This is a genomic window from Devosia sp. J2-20, from assembly GCF_055808475.1.
On the sequence record NZ_CM147870.1, the window covers coordinates 534,747 to 552,386 of the forward strand.

Sequence of the window (17,640 nt, forward strand, 5' to 3'; positions counted from 1 at the left end):
AGCGAGGCCGTTATCACGCTGGGACGCGAGGGAGCCCCGCGCCCCGGGCCTTTGAGCCGAAACCTGTCGCCCCCAAAGCGCCTGAACCCAAGCCCGACGAACCAGAAGCTGTTACGTCCGAAGCGCCTGCGGACGTCGCTGAACAAGACGTTGGCGAACCTGTTCCGAGCGAGACCAAGGCGCCGGCCAAGCCAGCAGAAAATGCGCCGAAGTCGACAGCTGGCATGTCGATCGAAGAGATCATTGCCGAGGCTGCGGCGACCGGCGGCACCTCCATGATCCAGGTGCCGACTGTCGCCAAACAGCCCGCCAAAGGCGAATCACCGGTCCTGCCGCAACGCACGGAACCGCCGCGCAGTGCGCCACTTGCGCCGGTCTCCAACATCAGACCGCTCGAAACACCGAGTAAATCTGTGGGAAACGACACGCGTCGTGAACCCACGCCCGTTGCCGCCAATTCCGGCGCAGATCCCGTGCGCGCCAGCACGCGGGTGGAGCCCTCTCTCGGCGGCTCGGGGGCGGCCCTGCGCCAACAGACAGAGCCTACGGCATCAGTGGCTGTTGAGCCGGCGCTGTCGAGTGTTCGCGAAGTTGAACTTGAGGCCGTCGAGCCCGATACCAGCGAAGCGGAAGGCGCGATCGAGCGCGCCATCGAAACGCTTGATCGTGAAGCGCGCGGCGAGACCACCGATGACGCACCAGAATCTGCTCAGGACGTTGCCGAGCGCATGTTTGCTGCGCCCGGTGGCGACGTGGACAAGGCCGATGATAGTGGCTTTGTCTCTGCGCCCACGACAGCGCGAGCGGGTTCGGGGCTGACCATTTTCCTGATCGTGTTTGCCGTCTTGCTGGTGGGCGTCGGCGGCGCCGGCTTCTGGGCGTGGCGCGAGGGGTATGTCGATCTCGACCAGATGTTCGGTCAGGCCCAGCCTGGCGTTACCGAGACTGCCGAGGTCACGACGCCAACAACGCCAACGCTGGATCCGGTTCAGCCGAGCGAAACCACGGATCCCGTGGCCGCACCCGGCAATACCGCCACGGTCCCCGACGAAGGACCTGCTACCACGCTGGAGGGGCTGGAAGCGGATGACCGTCTGGAGCCAACGCCGCAGGCTGTGGTGCCGTCCGGTACCGAGACCGCATTGCCAGCGCTGGATGGTTCTGAGGGCAAGAGCGAAGAGCGGCTTCCCGGACAGGATGCCAGCACACTGGCCGCCAATGATCCTAGCGCTTCAGTTGATCCTGCTGTGCTCGCCGGTAGCCAGTCACTGCTGCTTGAAGCCAGTGCCAATGGTACAACCGGTGCAGTTCCCTTCTCGGGCACTGTGGAATGGCGCGAAGGCGTTGATGAGCTTGGGCTTCCCACGTTGATTGGCCATGCGAGCATTCCGGCGCGCAATCTTGGCGTCGATGTTACGATCCGCAAGAATTCCGATCCGAGCCTGCCCGCCAGCCATCTGATGGAAGTGGATTTTCAGGTCACCGACACGTTCATCGGCGGCACGGTAGCCAATCTGCCCGGTGTGTTGCTCAAGGACGAAGAACTGGTGCCCGGCACGCCACTGGTTGGTGCATCGGCACGAGTGGTGGGGAACTCGTTCCTGTTCGCGCTCAGTGCGTCGCCAGACGACACCGCCACCAACACCAATTTGCTGGAAAACCGCAAATGGATGGATCTGGCCGTGGTTTATGGCACGGGCCGCAATGCGATCATCACGCTCGAAAAGGATGATGCGGCGCAGACCTTGTTCGACAAGGTGTTCGGCGCCTGGGCAGAGTAGCCGGGCGCTAGCCCGGCTGCAGTCGACCATCGATCAACTGATAGCGCCGGCTTGCCAGCGCCTCGACGTCGTCAGCGTGATGGCTGACCAGAACAGTGTGCCAGCGATGGCGCAGCGTCAGGGTCCGCACCAGATCGCGGATGGTGACGCGCGTATCATCATCGAGCGCGGAAAAAGGTTCATCGAGCAATAGCACGGGGCGGTCGCGCAACAGCGTGCGCGCCAGCGCCACGCGCTGCTTCTGGCCGCCCGAAAGCGTGCTGGCGATCTGCTTTTCGAACCCCTCCAGCCCCACTTCGTCGAGTGCTTGGGCAACGCGCTTGTCAGCGTCGGCCCGCGTTGTGCTGGCGGGCAGGCCGAGGCGGACATTCTTGTCTGTCCGCAGATGCTCGAACAGGCTTTCTGACTGCAGCAACAGGGATACCGGCCGTTCCTCAGGCAAAAGGGGCAGCAAGTCCACGTCATCGAGATCGATGCGTCCTGCGATGGGGTGCAGGAAGCCAGCCAGCAGATCCAGCAGGGTGGACTTCCCCGAGCCGCTGGCGCCCGAGATCGCGGTGATCTCCCCGGGGGCTGCGTCAAAGCTGAAGTTGTAGGGAACAGCCTGGCCCGGATGGGCGAAGGCCAGGGCGTCAACGCGCAGCATTGGCGATCCTTTCGAAGAGCTTGGGCAGGCCGACAAAGGCCACTATGGTGCCAATCAGCAGGATAGCGGCAATCGCGGCGGCATCATTGCTGCGATAGGCGCCCAGTGCCCGGAACATCATCAGCGGCAAGGTCTGGAAATCCTGAGTACCGAACAGGGCGATGACGCCAAGATCGCCGAGCGAAAAACAAAACGCCAGCGCGAGCATCACGCCAATATCCTTACCCAGCAAAGGATATTCCACGGCAATGAATTGCCGCCAACCTGACAGACCAAGGGTGCGTACGAGCTTGCCGCGGGTGCGGGCGATGGCTTCGAGCGGTGGGCCCAGAGTGGCCATGGCGAAGGGCAACGCCAGCAGGCTGTTGGCCAGGATGACCACGGCTGGCGCTGCCGTGGCCGGGGCTATGCCGAGCGAGCGGACTAGCAGGAAAAAGCCCAGCGAGAGCACAATCGCGGGGACGGCGAGATAGGCAAAGGCGGGCATGCCCAGCAGCGTGCGCATCAGCCCATTGGCCGTGGCGGCGCGTCCCAGTGCCAGTCCCAGCGCCAACCCCAGCGTCAGCACTGCCGACGCGATGCCGATCGTGAAGCTGCTCAGCGTCGCCCACCAGAAGGCGCGTTGTGTCAGCACGCGACCCAGTCCGGTGGTCAGGCCGTCGGAAAGCACTGCCGCGAGTGGCAAGACGAAGCCGATGGTGCAGATCAAAAGCACGATGGCCTGCAGCCAGCGCGCCGTCGTGCCATCGCGCCATGAAGGGGCCGCTGACGGCCCGAAACTGGTGGGGATCGGGGTCAGCGCTGCTGCCATCAGAATGACACCCGAACAGACCGCGATCTGGGTCAGGGCCAGACGCACAGCGCCCACCAGATCGAAATCGAGCCGGACCGCGGAATAGATGGCCACTTCCAGGGTCTGATTGGCCGGGCCCCCGCCAAGCAGCAGCACGATGGGAAAGCTGGTGAAGGCGAGCAGGAAGATGATGGCCGCCAGCCCCGGTACCGTGCTGCGCATGGCGGGCCAGTCGAGAATGGTAAAGCGTTGCCAGGCGGTCAGGGCAAGGGATTGCCCGGTCTTTAGCTTGCCAACGGGAATGGCATCGAGCCGCGCCAGCATGATGCGGGCGGCAAAGGCGCCATCAAGGATAACGTGGGCCAACAATATGCCCGATAAGCCGAAGGCGGGATTGCCCAATGGAAATCCAAACAGGGCCAGACTGGTCTGATTGATCCAGCCATTGCGCCCCCAGACGGCCAATAGGCCGAAGGCGACGACCATGCCGGGCGTTACGATGGCGGAGGCGAACAGGCCCACCAACAGATCGCGGCCGGGAAAGCGCAGGCGGTTAAGGGCCCAGGCCAGTGCCATGCCCACGCTGATCGAGAGCAGCGTGGTCAGCCCGGCCTGAATGGAGGTCATGCGCAAAAGATGGGGAATGTCGATGCGCGATGCGGTGCCCTCGCTGCCGGTGGTGGCAGCGAGGATTGCCCATAGGACCAGGGCGATAAGGCTCACAATGGCCAATGCCAGGGCGATCGCAATGGCGATGCGGGCGGGGCGATTGGGCAAGGTGAGCATGGTTTTGGCCTAACGCCTACTGCACAGCACTGAGCATTTCGTCGATCCAGGCCTTGGAGTCGGCGGCAATCTCGGCGTCCGTCACCGTCAACGTCTTTTCGGGCTGAGGCAGGGTGGCGAAGGTGGGCTCAAGCTGATCGCCCAGATCGATGACGGGTAGCATCCAGTTAGTGGTTGGGATGATTTTCTGCGCATCGGGCGAAGTCAGGTAGTCGAGGAACTGGCGGGCCAGTTCCTGCTGCTCGGAGGATTTGAGAATGCCAGCTACTTCGGTCTGGGCCAGGTGGCCTTCGCTGAACAGGGCTGCATGCACGGTGTCGTCGCCCTCGGCGATGATGTGATAGGCGGGGGAGGTGGTGTAGCTGAGCGCCATGTCAGCTTCGCCCTGCAGGAACAGGTTGTAGCTCTCACTCCACTCGCGCGTGACGCTGAGAATGTGGGGCTTCAGGCCTGCCCAGATTTCGGGCGCGCGATCGCCATAAGCAGCGCGGATCCACATGACCAGACCCAGGCCTGGCGTGGCGGAGCGGGGGTCCTGCACGGCGATCTTGAAGTCGTCAGGCAGCGCAATCAGTTCTTCGAACGAGGTGGGCGGCGTGGCCACGGTGTCGGTGTCATAGACAAAGGCAAAGTGCGCATAATCGAAAGGCACGAACTGCGCGTCCGTCCAGGCCTGGGGCAGGTTCAGCCCGCTCATATCGAGCCCGTGATCGGCAAACAGGCCGGTGTCGCGCGCTTCCCCGGCGATGGCGGTATCGAGGCCCACGATGATATCGGCCTGGGTGGTGTCGCCTTCGAGCTGGACGCGGCGCAGCGTGCCGATCGAGCTGTCGGCGGCAATCCATTCAACGGTGCAGCCGCCGCAGATGGCTTCAAAGCCTTGCTTGAGCACAGGGCCCGGGCCCCAGTCGGCGGCGAAGCCGTCATAGGTATAGATCTTGAGGGTCGGCGCGTCCTGGGCCGAAACGGGGGCTGCGAACAGTCCGAAAAGGACCGCAGCAACGATGCAGGTGGATTTGACCATGGGTCATCCCTTCGTCGATTGCGGTCATGAAAGAAGGGGATGTATGTCAATGGCGGGACGTCAAGAGATGTCCTTGCCATCTCGAACTTCCTCCGCCAGCATGACCTGGTTCAGGTTCAATGGGTAACTCTCAGCTCCGGAAATTCCAGAACACCCCAGCGAGACGCCCCACACTTAATGAGAGCGTTGTGACAGTGCAAGAGACTTCCGTGCATCCCGCGGACGCCCAGATTGTTGGCTTTGATCGCCCGATGGCCATTGTTGGCGGCGGTGCCGTTGATCTGGTGCTGCTGCGCGAACTGGCGGGGCGAAATGTGGCTCTGGTCGGCGCTGATGGCGGCGGCGATGCCATTGATGCAGCCGGACTGGTGCCCGAACTGATCGTCGGTGATCTCGATTCCCTGCGTGATCGTGCGGGCTGGGAGCGCCGCACACAGGTCATCCACATCCCTGAACAGATCACCACCGATTTTCAAAAGGCGCTCTATTCAACCCAGGCACCGGTGACGCTAGCCTTGGGCATGACCGGCAAACGGCTGGACCATACATTGGCGGCTCTGAGCGCTGTGCTCAAATATGCCCGGGCACGAAAGATCGTGGTGGTCGACGAGGTAGATGTGGCGCTGGCGGTGGTAGGGCCTGTCGCCTTTGAGGCCGGTGCCAAAGAACGCGTATCGATCCACCCCTTGGTTCCGGTCAGCTTCACGCGGTCAACCGGTTTGCTCTATCCGCTCGACGGACTACGTCTTGAACCGGGTGGACTTGGCGGCACGTCCAATGAAGGTCTGGGCGGGCGGGTCGAGATTGTGCCAGCCGACGATACGCCCTGGCTGCTGATCCTTGGCAAGGAGCGGCTGTGGGATCTGATCAGAGGCTTGCTGGCACCATGAAGCGCCGGGCATAGAAAAGGCCCGCGAGATGCGGGCCTTTTAAGTCGTTCTGGATACCGGGCCTACTGGCCGCGATAGCGCATACGGCCGATCTCGTCATATTCAGACTGTTCGACCTTGAGCTGTTCAGCGGCTTCGCGCTGATGCTCTCGCTGGTCGAGCAGTTCGACCTTTTTGAGGTCTTCGAGCGCTTCCGCCAAAGCGTCCTGCGCGGCCTCGAGTTTGCCCCGCATGTCATTAGCCGAGGCGAGCAGATTGTCCCGTCGGGTCAATGCCGCCTTGGCAAAGGTTGAATAGGCAAAATGGGCGATGTCCGAGATGCCGGTCTTGGTATGCTCGATCTCGATCTGCTGGTCGAGTTCGGACGCCATGCGTTCGAAATCGTTGACCATCATTTCGATCTGCGCAACCTGGCGGCGCTTCTCGTCAACTTGAAATTTTTTGAGCCGGATAAGGCTCTCGCTGCGCGATTTCAAGACTTGTACTCCTTACACACCAAGTCAGTTCCGAGGCCAATACACTGCCCCATCAGTCTGCCGCGCCCGCTTCGGCAATGATTGCTTCGAGCATTTGATAGCCCTGGGCAACCGTTGTCGTTTCTTCCCGGTCCTGGCTTAGAAAAGCCTCCAGAGCCGGATAGATGGCGATCGCGCGGTCCACTTTCGGATCTGACCCTTTCCGGTAAGCCCCCAGCCGGATCAGTTCCTCCATGTCGGAATAAATCGACATGAGCTCTCGCGCCTTGGCCAGAACCGGTCGAAAATCGACCGGCACACACCCTGGCATGGTGCGCGAGATGGACCGGAGCACGTTCACCGCCGGGTATCGTCCCCGTTCGGCAATACCGCGCTCCATCACTATGTGCCCATCGAGAATACCGCGAACGGCGTCGGCAATAGGCTCATTGTGATCATCACCTTCGACTAAAACGGTAAATAGTCCGGTAACAGAACCGGTTGTTGGTGTGCCAGGACCGGCCCTTTCCAACAATCGCGGCAATTCTGTGAACACTGTGGGTGGATAACCCTTTGCCGTGGGTGGCTCGCCAATGGCCAGACCGATTTCGCGCTGGGCCATGGCAAAGCGGGTCAGGCTGTCCATCATACACAGCACGCGCTTGCCCTGATCGCGGAAATACTCCGAAAGGGTCAGGCTCATATAGGCGGCCTGACGGCGCATGAGTGCGGCCTCGTCAGAAGTGGCCACCACCACGACGGCGTTGGCCAGCCCCTCTTCACCCAAATATTCCTGAATGAACTCGTGTACCTCGCGGCCGCGCTCGCCAATCAGGCCGATTACGGCGACGTCGACATTGGTATTGCGCGCCAGCATGGACATCAGCACGGATTTGCCCACGCCAGAACCGGCGAAGATGCCCAGACGCTGCCCCTCACACACAGTAGTAAAGGTATTGAGACAGCGCACACCCAGATCAAGCGGGTCACCGACCCGAACACGGTCATGGGCGAGCAGCGGGTTTTGCCGCAATGGATAGGCGGTGGCACCTCGTGGCAGCGGGCCTTTGCCATCAATGGGTTCGCCATTGGCGTTGATCACCCGGCCCAGCCAGCCATGGGAGGGAAAGGCGGCGCCGTCATTACGCTGAAAAATTGCCTTGCAGCCAAGCCGTACGCCAGAGAGCTGGCCGAAGGGCAGGCAAAGGGCATGGCCATCCTTGAAGCCGATGATCTCGGCGGCCAGGTCATCGCCATCGGTGGTCTCGATCTGGACCCGACCGCCCACGCGCAATTCGCGCACGGGACCAACGATTTCAATGAGCAGGCCCTGCACGGATTTGACGCGGCCATACACCTCGATATCGTCAATCGCCTCGATGGCTGAGATCAAAGCTTTCATCGTTGGTTCAATTTGTCCGGCGTGTTGAAGGCATTAAGGTTTCCGGCCGTCTCGAATCGACAGCATTTACGAATCACAGAGTAACCCATCGTTAAGCAAAAGGCGCTATCACAGGGGTTGGACCGGTCCGTCCGCTGCTTGACGTGTGACCCCGTCCAAACCCCCATACAGCCGCAATTGCGTGAGTCTAAAGAGTCGGTTGCGACGGCTACTTAAACCATTTTCTTAAGAAAAATTGATAAGATTAACCCCTAAATTTCAATAACTTAGACTTAATTGAGAGTAACGGCATTTGCGTATTGCGGAACCGAATTAAACTTTGTTAACTATTTGGACTTAGGGTTCAGTCATATCCAGTAGGGTTGGCGTGGGCAGGCCAGGTCCCACGGTTCCAGCAGGAACGAATGACAAGGGGAATATAATGCGGGTACTCCTCATAGAGGACGACAGCGCTACAGCGCAGAGCATCGAATTGATGCTCAAGTCGGAGAGCTTCAACGTCTACACCACCGACCTCGGTGAAGAAGGCGTCGATCTCGGCAAACTATATGATTATGACATCATCCTTCTCGATCTGAATCTGCCTGACATGAGCGGCTATGAGGTGCTTCGCACCCTGCGCGTCGCCAAGGTGCAGACGCCGATCCTCATCCTTTCCGGTCTTGCCGGTATTGAGGACAAGGTGCGTGGTCTCGGTTTCGGTGCCGATGACTACATGACCAAGCCCTTCCACAAGGACGAGCTCGTGGCCCGCATCCACGCCATCGTTCGGCGTTCCAAGGGTCATGCCCAGTCGGTCATCACGACCGGCGAACTCACGGTCAATCTTGATACCAAGACCGTTGAAGTCCAGACCCAGCGTGTTCACCTGACTGGCAAAGAATACCAGATGCTTGAGCTGCTTTCCCTCCGCAAGGGCACCACGCTCACCAAGGAAATGTTCCTCAACCACCTCTATGGTGGCATGGACGAACCCGAGCTCAAGATTATCGACGTGTTCATCTGCAAGCTGCGCAAGAAGCTCAGCGTGGCCACCGGTGGCAAAAATTACATCGAGACCGTCTGGGGTCGTGGCTATGTGCTGCGCGAGCCAGATGATGCCGAAAACTATTCGGAAAACGTCGCCTAACGTCTCCAGGCGCACTGCAAATCTGGTGAACCCCGTTCGGCATCGTCGAGCGGGGTTCATTGTTTTTTCACTGGTGAGAACGGCTTGCGGTGGCCGTGACTTGCTGGTTTCATCACCAATCATGAACACCGAGAGCGATACCCATCGCGCCATCAACACTGTCTGGAAAATCGAGCGCCCGCGCCTGATAGCGGGGCTCACGCGCGTGGTGCGCGATATTTCGATGGCCGAAGAACTTGCGCAGGATGCGCTGGTGGCCGCGCTGGGGGCATGGCCCGAGACGGGGGTGCCTAACAATCCCGGTGCTTGGCTGATGCAGACGGCGAAACGCCGGGCCATTGACCAATTCCGCCACCGGGCAATGGCGGCCAACAAATTGGCGGAAGTGGCGCATGGGATCGCGGTGGATACACCCGACGCGGTTTCGGTCCTGCACGAAGCGCTGGATGACGATGTCGGCGATGATCTGCTGCGGCTGATGTTCACCGCCTGTCACCCGATCCTGTCGGCGCCGGCGCGGGTTGCGTTGACGCTGCGGCTATTGGGCGGGCTGACTACCCAGGAGATTGCGCGGGCCTTTCTGGTGGCCGAAACCACGATCGGGCAGCGCATTGTGCGCGCCAAGAAGGCGATCGCTGACGCCAATATTGCCTATGAAGTGCCCAGGGGTGCGGCGCGGGAAGCGCGGCTGGGATCGGTGCTGGGCGTGATCTATCTGATCTTCAATGAAGGGTACTCGGCAACGGCGGGGGCGGACTGGATGCGTCCGCAACTGTGCGAAGAGGCAATGCGGCTGGGGCGGGTTCTGGCAAGGCTGATGCCTGAGGAATCCGAGGTGCATGCGCTGGTGGCGCTTATGGAAATCCAGACATCGCGGCTTGGGGCGCGGACCGATGCGGCAGGGGAGCCGATCCTGCTGCTGGATCAGGATCGTTCGCGCTGGGACTGGTTGCTGATCGGGCGTGGGCTTGCGGCGCTTGATCGGGCAGTGGCGCTGGGTGGGGGTGAGCAGCCCTATGCCTTGCAGGCGGCAATAGCGGCCTGTCATGCCCGTGCCCGCAAGGCGGGGGACACGGATTGGTCAAGGATTGCAGCGCTTTACGGCGTGCTGGTGACGACAACGCCATCGGCTGTGATCGAACTGAACCGGGCTGTTGCGGTGTCGATGGCAGAAGGACCTGCGGCAGGGCTGGCGCTGCTCGCGGCAATTGCGGACGATCCCGTGCTCAAGGACTACCACTTATTGTTCAGTGTGCGCGGGGATTTGCTCAGCCGATTGGGGCAGGGGGCGGCGGCGGCCGGGGCGTTTCGGCGGGCGGCCGAGCTGACCCGCAACGGGCGGGAGCGGGCGTATCTGCTGGGTCGGGCCGCGACTGAAGAGGGCCGCTAGGCGGCCTGATCGAGATCGAACTTGGCTTCGAGGATGGCGCGGTTGAACGGCTTCATCATGTAATCGCTGGCGCCGGCCTTGAGAGCCAGGGCGATGGCGCCGATGTCGTTTTCGATGGTGCAATAGACTACGTGGGGCTTCTCGCCACCCTCGTAACCCCTGAGAAGCTTGAGGAATTCGAGCCCGGAGAGAATGGGCATGTTCCAGTCGAGCAGGATGGCATCGGGCATTTCAGCGCGACATTTATCGAAGGCTTCCTGCCCGTCTTCGGCTTCGTCGACGATGTAGTCCATGTCCTCGAGGATGCGCCGTGCGACTTTACGCACGACGGTCGAGTCATCGACAATCAGGCAGGACTTCATTTCAACATGGCTCCAGAGCGACTAACGCCACCCCCATTGTGGCGCAGCACTTCCTAGGAATTGGTTAGCAGACTGCTGACGTTCAGACGCTCTGAACAGGTTCTTCAGTGACTTCTGCTGCAGCCTGGGGGTGGCGGTGAAGTAGAACACGTCGTTTTCGATGCCGATGGCAATATCCATGTCGGTCATGCGAGCGAGCAGGCCGGTATAGAATGGCTGGATGCCGCGCGCATCGACGAAGCCCTCATCGGGCGTGCCGGCGAGCAGGCCAGCAGCGCCGGATGGGATCAGGGTCTTCTGACGCTTCTCCGGATCGCTCTTGGAATGGAATTCAAACTTCTCATAACCGGCATCGCCGGATATGGCAGCGGTGACCTGGCCACCACGGGGAACCGACATGGCCGCAATGAGCAGCATGTTCATGAACAGCTTGGCCTTGTGCTTGGGCAGCAGGATCAGCGGCACGCTCCACTCAAGATCAGCCTTTTCGATCTCGAACAGGATGCGGGCGACGCGTTCGCATTCGCGGGTGTCGATATCGGTGCCCGAGGTCGAGGAGGCGCCATAGGCAAGACGGGCGAATTCGAGCTTAGCGCGGCTCTGTCGCGCGGCGCTGGCGATCAGATCGCGGGCGCCATCGGCCATTTCTGTCTGGGCCGGGTCGCCAAGCACTTCAAGGCCATTGCCGATTGCGCCAATGGGGTTGATCAGGTCGTGGCAGACGCGGCTGCAGAGCATCGCCGCGAGGTCGGTTGCCTTAAGGTCGATGATGTCAGCCATTTTGCTGTCTCCGTAGCGCCAGATATGTCGGCAAGAATCACTTTTTCAGACATTAGAGGGTGGCGGGCAAAAGTGGACCCCAAATTGTTTCCACTGCGGCCCGGTCCACCGCGAAGTTCAGCGGATCGACAGGTTCTTGGCCAGATCTGGCCATTTTTCCTCGGCGGTGCGGGCCGCCGCGTCGGGCGAAAGCAGGAATGCCTCGCGATTGGCCGCTGAATAGAACAGATAGAGCCGCTGTTTGAACACGGTGAAGATGGATGCGTCACTATCGGAAATGAAACCGCGGGAGACGCCGGTGACGTCATGGCCGCCAAACTGGGGGGCGTAAACATCGGGCGCCGTCGCGAAAATATCGCGATTGGCGGCGGTGGCGAAATACCAGGGCACATTCTGCCAAGTGTACTCATAATCGGAGCGCCCCCTCAGCGGCTCCGGCTCGGTAAAATAGCTCACCGGATCCATGCCGCCCATGGCGATGCCGGTCAGCGGATCGGTGACGATCAGGGTGACCACAGACTGTGCCTGAGCCGGTTGCACGGTGAGCGGAACCGTGCCGAAAAGCGGCAAAACAAAGGCAAGAATGGTTAAGATTTGTTTACAGGTTTGCGTCATCTTCAAACCAAGGATCGGCATGCGGATATTTTCGAGGTTGCCCGACAAAAGTTAAGGTCCAAGCCCTAACAAGCTTGTAATTGCCAATTTCGCCGTTCGCCTTGGGAGTTTCCGATGTTCAAGCGCCTCGCCATCCTGATTGCTGTCCTGTTTGCGGTCAGTGCACCGGTTCCTGTGGCCTTCGCACAGGGTTCGCTCAGCGACACCTATTCGGGTGATGACCTGGTCAATAGCGGCAAGCAGTTCTTCGGGTCTGCATCGCAGGGACTGGCCTCCGTGGTCGAGCGGGCGGTCAGCCAGTTCGGCCTGCCCAATGGCTATATTCTGGGTGAAGACGCTGGTGGGGCGCTGTTTGCCGGCGCTCGCTATGGCGAGGGTGTGCTCCATACCCGCAATGTGGGCGAGTACAATATCTACTGGCAGGGTCCATCGATCGGCTTTGACGTTGGTGGCGATGGCTCCAAGGTCATGATGCTGGTGTATAATCTGAGCCAGGTGCCCGACGCGCTGGGACGCTATGCCGGCGTTGACGGTTCGGCCTATGTGCTGGGCGGCTTTGGCATGACGGTGCTCAAGCGCGGCAATGTGGTGATGGTGCCGATCCGTTCGGGCGTCGGCGCCCGGCTGGGGATCAATGTGGGCTATCTCAAGTTCACCAATGAGCCGACCTGGAACCCCTTCTGATCGCGCTTCTAACCTATTGAGCGATCAAATTTTTGATGCCGGGGCCGAAAACCCCGGCATTGTCGTGACTGGGGATCGCGGCCGCGTTAGGGTTAACAAGTCGCCAAGATAGCGATCTGGTCGCATAGATGCCAGAACAGGGCAGTCCATGCGGATCTGGGTCGCGTGGTTTCGGAGTTCGGCCGATGCTCATTGAGAACATCATGTATTTTGCGCTGGGCTTGCTGCTTGCGAGCCTGGTTGCGCTGATCATTCTTCCTGCGGTGTGGAAGCGCGCCGTGCGTCTGACCAAGCGCCGCATTGAGGCTGCGACCCCCATCACCATGGCTGAATTCCGCGCTGACAAGGATCAGCTGCGGGCCGAGTTCGCCCTGTCGACCCGTCGTCTGGAAATGAATGTGGAGACGCTGCGCAAGCGTCTGGCCGAGCAGCTGGGCGACGTCAACCAGAAGCGCAGCGATCTGGGGCTGATCAAGGCCGAGCGTGACAAGAACCTCGAGATCATCCGCGAGCTGGAAGGCCGCGAGGTCGAACTGCGCAGCCGGGTGACCGAGCTGGAGCGCGAGGCGACCGATCTGACGCAGCGCCTGCGGATGCGCGAGCGCGATCTGGACAGCCGCAGCGGCGAGCTGGCGACGCTGCGCGATGCGGTCAAGAACACGCTGCCCAAGGGCACGGTGGTCGATGGCAAGACGCTTACGGGCGATTATGATCACGATGTGGACCGCCTCAGCACGGCGCTGGCGATTGAGCAGAAGCGCGCCAATTTCCTCGAAGAGCAGGCCAAGAGCCTGGTAACCCGGCTGGAGACGTCTGACCGGCGCAGCGCTGAAACCAGTGCCGCCATCGCCCAGATGCGCAGCGCGCTCGCCGGGCAGGACGACAAGAAGGCTGAAGAGGCCGAAAACCTGGTCGAAGCTGAAGCGCGCATCGCCAATGCCGAAAACCGGCTCAACGCCATACTGGCCGAGAGCAATCAGGTGGTCGACAAGGCTGCGGGCCGGGCCGAGCAGCTGCTGGCCGACAAGCTGGCGCTCGAGGCCGAGGTCGAAACGCTGCGCAAGAAGGTGACCAGCGTTGAATCCACGATCATGTCCGACTGGGACAGCGATCGCATGGAAGAGGCCTATCTGCGCGAAAAGCTCAACGACATTGCCGCCAGCGTCAGCCGGCTGGTCTATGCGGTGGACACCGACACGCCAGTGGATCAGGACGGCGAAGAGAGCCTGTTTGACCGGGTGCAGCGGTTTGCCGATGACGGCGAGAGCCGCGATGCGCTGCCGGCAGAACCCAGCGCCGGCGACCGGCGCGGTTCGGTGTCTGATCGCATGGCGGCGCTGCGGGAAATCCAGGACCGCTAAGCCGGTCCCTGCGCGCGCGAAAAGATTATTCGATAACGATGCTGCGGGTGAGTTCACCGGTTTCCTGATTGAACAGGGACAGGGTGGTGACGCCATTGATGGTATAGGTGACATTGATGGCGCCTTCGCTGACCGAGGCCGCAATGACAGCTGCACCGGCGGGCAGGGCGACAGCCTCGGCGACGGGCGGCGGCGGGGCATCGCGCATCACGCGATAGACAAGGGCGAAGCCAATCGCCATAAAGCCCAGCAACAGAATGCCGATCGAGATACCGAACGAGCGGCGTGCCTTCCCCAGCATGGCAAGAGCTTCAGGCGTCAACGGCGCATCTGGCTTTTGCTCGCTGGGCCCAGTTTCGTTAGGATTGTCCATGGCCGAAAATACCGCACTAGAGTTCGAGGGCGACGAAGTTGAAGTCGTGGTCGATGCCGCAATGGCCGGTGGCCGGCTCGACGCCGCCCTGGCCAAGGTACACACTGTACTCAGCCGCAACCGGATCAAGGATCTGATCCTGACTGGCGCCGTCACGATTGACGGCAAACCCGTCAGTGAGCCCAAATACCGGCTTAGCGTCGGCGAAACAATCGTTCTTCTGGCCCCGCCCCCAGAAGATCCCGAGCCGCAGGCCGAGAACATCCCGCTCGACATTCTCTATGAGGATGATCAGGTGATCGTCATCAACAAGCCGGTGGGCATGGTGGTGCATCCCGCGCCGGGCGCGCCCAATGGCACGCTGGTCAATGCACTGATCTATCACTGCGGGGAAAGCCTGCAGGGGATAGGCGGGGTCAAGCGCCCCGGCATCGTGCATCGGCTCGATCGCGACACATCGGGCGTGATGGTTGCGGCCAAGACCGAGCGGGCGCATCGGCATTTGTCGGCGCAGTTTGCCGACCATGGCCGGACCGGACCGCTGCACCGCGCCTATATCGCTTTTGTGTGGGGCTCCACGGAAACGGCCAAGGGCAGCATTGATGCGCCTTTGGGGCGCGACCAGAACAACCGCCTCAAGCAGACCGTGCGCAAGGACGGTCGTGAGGCGATCACCCATTACATGGTCGAAGCGCGGTTTGGCGACGATGGCTGGGACATTACCCGCATTCAGTGTCAGCTCGAGACCGGGCGGACGCACCAGATCCGTGTGCACATGGCCCATATCGGCCATCCGCTGGTTGCTGACGCGGTTTATGCCTCGGGTTATGCGACTAAGGTCAACAAGCTGCCGCCTGACGTGGTGGGGCCCATCCAGGCGCTCGGCCGGCAGGCGCTGCATGCTGCCGAACTGGGTTTTGAGCATCCTGTGACCAAGGAAGAGATGTTCTTTGAAGCCCCGTTGCCGCCCGATCTGGATGCGCTGGAAACGGCGCTGAGCGCGTATAACAAGGCGTTCGCCCGCTAACTCACCGCAAGGTGAATGATCGGATCGGGCGCTGATGCGTTTCATTGACAGTGCCCGTAAAGTTGCTAGCAACCATTGCGCATTTGTAACGTTTGTCGATGTTGGCACATCTTACATTCGCCAAAGTGGCACTTATATATCTATCGTAGTTTGCCGATGCGCCGGTTCGGGCACGGGCAGACTTGAGGCGTCCGCCCGCGGAATGCGGGGGAACAGGAAAGGGGTGCGTCTATGGCCCAAACTAATTTGCCAGTGCTCTCGGCCGAAGGTGGCCTGAGCCGCTATCTTCAGGAAATCCGCAAGTTCCCCATGCTGGAACCGGATGAAGAATTCATGCTGGCCAAGCGTTATAAAGAACATGAAGATCCCGGCGCAGCGCAGAAGCTGATTACGTCGCATCTGCGGCTGGTCGCCAAGATCGCCATGGGGTATCGCGGCTATGGCCTGCCGATCTCCGAAGTGATCTCGGAAGGCAATGTCGGTTTGATGCATGCGGTCAAGCGCTTCGAGCCTGATAAGGGCTTCCGCCTGGCGACCTATGCCATGTGGTGGATCCGTGCGGCGATTCAGGAATATGTCCTGCGCTCGTGGAGCCTGGTCAAGATCGGCACCACGGCTGCCCAGAAGCGGCTGTTCTTCAACCTGCGCAAGGTGAAGGGCCAGATCGCGGCGCTCGATGATGGCGCACTGCATCCCGACCAGATCGCCCAGATTGCCACCACGCTCAATGTGACGGCAGACGAAGTGGTTTCGATGAATGCACGCCTGTCGGGTGATGCATCGCTCAATTCGCCCATGCGGGCTGATGAAGGCTCATCGGAATGGCAGGACTGGCTGGTCGATGACACGCCTAGCCAGGAAACCACGCTGGGCGAAAGCGAAGAGTATTCCGAGCGCATGGGCCTGCTCAACACAGCCATGGATGTGCTCAACGAGCGCGAGAAGGCGATCTTTCACGCCCGTCGCCTGCAGGAAAGCCCATCGACACTCGAAGAGCTGGCCCAGCAATATGATGTGAGCCGTGAGCGTATCCGGCAGATCGAAGTGCGGGCCTTTGAAAAGGTACAGGAAGCTGTGCGCGAGGCGGCAGTCGCCAACTGATCGGGCGCAGCAGAAAATGAAAAGGCGGACCCTCTGGTCCGCCTTTTTTTGTGTCTATGGGGTGACGATCATGCGCTGGCTGGCGCGATCGGCACGGTAGGTGTCCGGATCGTAAGCGGTCTGTGCCTCAAGCTGCTCGCGTGTGGTGTTGAGGAACAGATAGCGGTTTTCCAGCGTATCGGCCGAAAAGGTCAGGTTCTCATAGCCCACGGCCACCGGCTTGGCGCCCAGGCCGAGAAAGCCGCCGACATCGACGATGACCGCATCAAGGCTGTCATCGGCATTGCGCACCACATCACCAATGGTGCCGATCTGCTCGTCATTGATGCCGTAAACGGCAATGCCCAGCATGTCCTCGGCGGTCAATCCGGTGCTGTCGAACGCCGAAATGCCGGCGCGGTGGAGTGTTGTTTCGTCCTCGCGCTCGGGCTGGTCAGTGGTGAGCGCGGGATCGATAGCGGTCTGGTTGGGATCGCCATCAACCAGCTGGGCCTGCTCCTCGCTGGGGGTCAAGGCAGGCTCGCCGGTAACCTCTTCGCTGTCCGCCCAGATAAAGGCGGGGGCGGAGGTGAGTTCATCGGCGGTGGTTGGCAGCACCCAGCGCCGGGTGCCGTCTTCGCGCTGGGCCCATTCGAGCTGGGCGAAATCGACGGCAACATCCTTGGCACCGACGCCCAGAAAGCCACCGACACTGATGACGACGGCGGAAATACCAAAGCCGGGGGTGACGACCAGATCCTCAATGGTGCCGATCTGTCCGGCATCGTCGGCAATGGAGGTGAAGACCGTCTTGTCGAGCAATTGGGTGACCAGGGTGTCGGTCTCGGAATGGGCATAGCCACTCGACATGATGGTGGGCGCGGCGATGCCGCTGCGCTCAAGCTCGGTGGCCATCTGGGGCAGAATATCCTGCGCCAGGGTGGGCGTCGCCAGTGCCAGGGTCAGTGCAATGGTGGAAACAAATGAATGGGACATGGGACCTCACAAACATGAAAGAAGGGCCGGCAATGCCGGCCCTTCAGGGGTGATCCGCAAGGGATC

General features: G+C 61.0%; 18 protein-coding genes and 1 riboswitch. Of the genes, 8 read left to right on the top strand and 10 right to left on the bottom strand.

Going from position 1 to position 17,640, the window contains the following annotated elements; all coding sequences use genetic code 11:
• The first annotated feature begins 224 nt into the window (after nt 1–224).
• Complete coding sequence (locus AC0L37_RS02625; RefSeq protein WP_282222080.1) at nt 225–1,781, top strand: hypothetical protein; 1,557 nt, start codon at nt 225–227, stop codon at nt 1,779–1,781.
• Between the two features lie 7 nt (nt 1,782–1,788).
• On the opposite strand, the gene AC0L37_RS02630 is transcribed toward AC0L37_RS02625, so the two are convergent.
• From AC0L37_RS02630 to thiB, 3 genes are read right to left on the bottom strand one after another with little or no spacing between them, the layout of a single operon-like run.
• A complete protein-coding gene (locus tag AC0L37_RS02630; RefSeq protein WP_282222079.1) occupies nt 1,789–2,427 on the bottom strand; it encodes an ATP-binding cassette domain-containing protein in 639 nt (212 codons plus the stop codon).
• Complete coding sequence (locus AC0L37_RS02635) at nt 2,414–4,006, bottom strand: ABC transporter permease family protein (RefSeq protein ID WP_282222078.1); 1,593 nt, start codon at nt 4,004–4,006, stop codon at nt 2,414–2,416. Before AC0L37_RS02635 ends, AC0L37_RS02630 begins: the two co-directional genes overlap by 14 nt.
• Before the next feature lie 16 nt (nt 4,007–4,022).
• On the bottom strand, nt 4,023–5,030 hold the full coding sequence (gene thiB, locus AC0L37_RS02640) for a thiamine ABC transporter substrate binding subunit (RefSeq protein ID WP_282222077.1): 1,008 nt from the start codon (nt 5,028–5,030) through the stop codon (nt 4,023–4,025).
• 68 nt (nt 5,031–5,098) lie between these two features.
• Nucleotides 5,099–5,198, bottom strand: a riboswitch (TPP riboswitch).
• Between the two features lie 41 nt (nt 5,199–5,239).
• Here thiB and AC0L37_RS02645 point away from each other — a divergent pair.
• A complete protein-coding gene (locus AC0L37_RS02645) occupies nt 5,240–5,920 on the top strand; it encodes a thiamine diphosphokinase (protein ID WP_282222076.1) in 681 nt (226 codons plus the stop codon).
• Between the two features lie 62 nt (nt 5,921–5,982).
• On the opposite strand, the gene fliJ is transcribed toward AC0L37_RS02645, so the two are convergent.
• Both fliJ and fliI read right to left on the bottom strand, forming a co-directional pair.
• The gene (fliJ, locus tag AC0L37_RS02650) at nt 5,983–6,396 is read right to left on the bottom strand and encodes a flagellar export protein FliJ (protein WP_212656910.1); all 414 of its coding nucleotides are present in this window, start codon (nt 6,394–6,396) and stop codon (nt 5,983–5,985) included.
• Between the two features lie 52 nt (nt 6,397–6,448).
• Nucleotides 6,449–7,777 (bottom strand): flagellar protein export ATPase FliI, encoded by a 1,329-nt coding sequence (gene fliI / locus AC0L37_RS02655; protein WP_212656911.1) that lies wholly within the window; start codon nt 7,775–7,777, stop codon nt 6,449–6,451.
• A 421-nt stretch (nt 7,778–8,198) separates the two neighbouring features.
• Here fliI and ctrA point away from each other — a divergent pair, with 421 nt between their 5' ends.
• Together ctrA and AC0L37_RS02665 are read left to right on the top strand one after the other, a co-directional pair.
• Nucleotides 8,199–8,906 carry a response regulator transcription factor CtrA gene (gene ctrA / locus AC0L37_RS02660; RefSeq protein WP_212656912.1) on the top strand — a complete coding sequence of 236 codons (708 nt, stop codon included), beginning with the start codon at nt 8,199–8,201 and terminating at the stop codon, nt 8,904–8,906.
• A 121-nt stretch (nt 8,907–9,027) separates the two neighbouring features.
• Nucleotides 9,028–10,296: an RNA polymerase sigma factor gene (locus tag AC0L37_RS02665; RefSeq protein ID WP_282222075.1), complete on the top strand. Its 1,269-nt coding sequence runs from the start codon at nt 9,028–9,030 to the stop codon at nt 10,294–10,296.
• Here the strand turns inward: AC0L37_RS02665 and AC0L37_RS02670 are convergent.
• The 3 genes from AC0L37_RS02670 to AC0L37_RS02680 all read right to left on the bottom strand — a co-directional run bounded on the left by AC0L37_RS02670 (nt 10,293) and on the right by AC0L37_RS02680 (nt 11,954).
• The gene (locus AC0L37_RS02670) at nt 10,293–10,658 is read right to left on the bottom strand and encodes a response regulator (RefSeq protein ID WP_212656914.1); all 366 of its coding nucleotides are present in this window, start codon (nt 10,656–10,658) and stop codon (nt 10,293–10,295) included. The genes AC0L37_RS02665 and AC0L37_RS02670 overlap by 4 nt on opposite strands.
• Before the next feature lie 21 nt (nt 10,659–10,679).
• Complete coding sequence (locus AC0L37_RS02675; RefSeq protein WP_282222074.1) at nt 10,680–11,438, bottom strand: histidine phosphotransferase family protein; 759 nt, start codon at nt 11,436–11,438, stop codon at nt 10,680–10,682.
• Between the two features lie 117 nt (nt 11,439–11,555).
• Complete coding sequence (locus AC0L37_RS02680; RefSeq protein ID WP_212656916.1) at nt 11,556–11,954, bottom strand: YHS domain-containing (seleno)protein; 399 nt, start codon at nt 11,952–11,954, stop codon at nt 11,556–11,558.
• Nucleotides 11,955–12,167: 213 nt separating this feature from the next.
• Here AC0L37_RS02680 and AC0L37_RS02685 point away from each other — a divergent pair, with 213 nt between their 5' ends.
• Complete coding sequence (locus AC0L37_RS02685) at nt 12,168–12,737, top strand: DUF1134 domain-containing protein (RefSeq protein ID WP_212656917.1); 570 nt, start codon at nt 12,168–12,170, stop codon at nt 12,735–12,737.
• A gap of 185 nt (nt 12,738–12,922) precedes the next feature.
• The gene (locus tag AC0L37_RS02690; protein WP_282222073.1) at nt 12,923–14,098 is read left to right on the top strand and encodes a hypothetical protein; all 1,176 of its coding nucleotides are present in this window, start codon (nt 12,923–12,925) and stop codon (nt 14,096–14,098) included.
• A gap of 25 nt (nt 14,099–14,123) precedes the next feature.
• Here AC0L37_RS02690 and AC0L37_RS02695 read toward each other — a convergent pair whose 3' ends face one another.
• Entirely contained in the window at nt 14,124–14,471 is a 348-nt protein-coding gene (locus AC0L37_RS02695) for a DUF6476 family protein (RefSeq protein WP_212656919.1), read from the bottom strand.
• Here AC0L37_RS02695 and AC0L37_RS02700 point away from each other — a divergent pair.
• Both AC0L37_RS02700 and rpoH read left to right on the top strand, forming a co-directional pair.
• Nucleotides 14,470–15,498 (top strand): RluA family pseudouridine synthase, encoded by a 1,029-nt coding sequence (locus AC0L37_RS02700; RefSeq protein ID WP_212656920.1) that lies wholly within the window; start codon nt 14,470–14,472, stop codon nt 15,496–15,498. The genes AC0L37_RS02695 and AC0L37_RS02700 overlap by 2 nt on opposite strands.
• 231 nt (nt 15,499–15,729) lie before the next feature.
• A complete protein-coding gene (rpoH, locus tag AC0L37_RS02705) occupies nt 15,730–16,599 on the top strand; it encodes an RNA polymerase sigma factor RpoH (RefSeq protein ID WP_212656921.1) in 870 nt (289 codons plus the stop codon).
• A gap of 54 nt (nt 16,600–16,653) precedes the next feature.
• Here rpoH and AC0L37_RS02710 read toward each other — a convergent pair whose 3' ends face one another.
• Nucleotides 16,654–17,574 carry a PRC-barrel domain-containing protein gene (locus tag AC0L37_RS02710; protein WP_282222072.1) on the bottom strand — a complete coding sequence of 307 codons (921 nt, stop codon included), beginning with the start codon at nt 17,572–17,574 and terminating at the stop codon, nt 16,654–16,656.
• Nucleotides 17,575–17,640 lie beyond the last annotated feature (66 nt).

Coding starts and splice junctions, on each gene's coding strand:
- AC0L37_RS02630 (WP_282222079.1), bottom strand. CDS start 2,427: ATGCTGCGCGTTGACGCCCTGGCCTTCGCCCATCCGGGCCAGGCTGTT.
- AC0L37_RS02665 (WP_282222075.1), top strand. CDS start 9,028: ATGAACACCGAGAGCGATACCCATCGCGCCATCAACACTGTCTGGAAA.
- AC0L37_RS02675 (WP_282222074.1), bottom strand. CDS start 11,438: ATGGCTGACATCATCGACCTTAAGGCAACCGACCTCGCGGCGATGCTC.
- rpoH (WP_212656921.1), top strand. CDS start 15,730: ATGGCCCAAACTAATTTGCCAGTGCTCTCGGCCGAAGGTGGCCTGAGC.
- AC0L37_RS02685 (WP_212656917.1), top strand. CDS start 12,168: ATGTTCAAGCGCCTCGCCATCCTGATTGCTGTCCTGTTTGCGGTCAGT.
- fliI (WP_212656911.1), bottom strand. CDS start 7,777: ATGAAAGCTTTGATCTCAGCCATCGAGGCGATTGACGATATCGAGGTG.
- ctrA (WP_212656912.1), top strand. CDS start 8,199: ATGCGGGTACTCCTCATAGAGGACGACAGCGCTACAGCGCAGAGCATC.
- AC0L37_RS02710 (WP_282222072.1), bottom strand. CDS start 17,574: ATGTCCCATTCATTTGTTTCCACCATTGCACTGACCCTGGCACTGGCG.
- AC0L37_RS02690 (WP_282222073.1), top strand. CDS start 12,923: ATGCTCATTGAGAACATCATGTATTTTGCGCTGGGCTTGCTGCTTGCG.
- AC0L37_RS02670 (WP_212656914.1), bottom strand. CDS start 10,658: ATGAAGTCCTGCCTGATTGTCGATGACTCGACCGTCGTGCGTAAAGTC.
- AC0L37_RS02700 (WP_212656920.1), top strand. CDS start 14,470: ATGGCCGAAAATACCGCACTAGAGTTCGAGGGCGACGAAGTTGAAGTC.
- AC0L37_RS02635 (WP_282222078.1), bottom strand. CDS start 4,006: ATGCTCACCTTGCCCAATCGCCCCGCCCGCATCGCCATTGCGATCGCC.
- AC0L37_RS02625 (WP_282222080.1), top strand. CDS start 225: ATGTCGATCGAAGAGATCATTGCCGAGGCTGCGGCGACCGGCGGCACC.
- AC0L37_RS02695 (WP_212656919.1), bottom strand. CDS start 14,471: ATGGACAATCCTAACGAAACTGGGCCCAGCGAGCAAAAGCCAGATGCG.
- thiB (WP_282222077.1), bottom strand. CDS start 5,030: ATGGTCAAATCCACCTGCATCGTTGCTGCGGTCCTTTTCGGACTGTTC.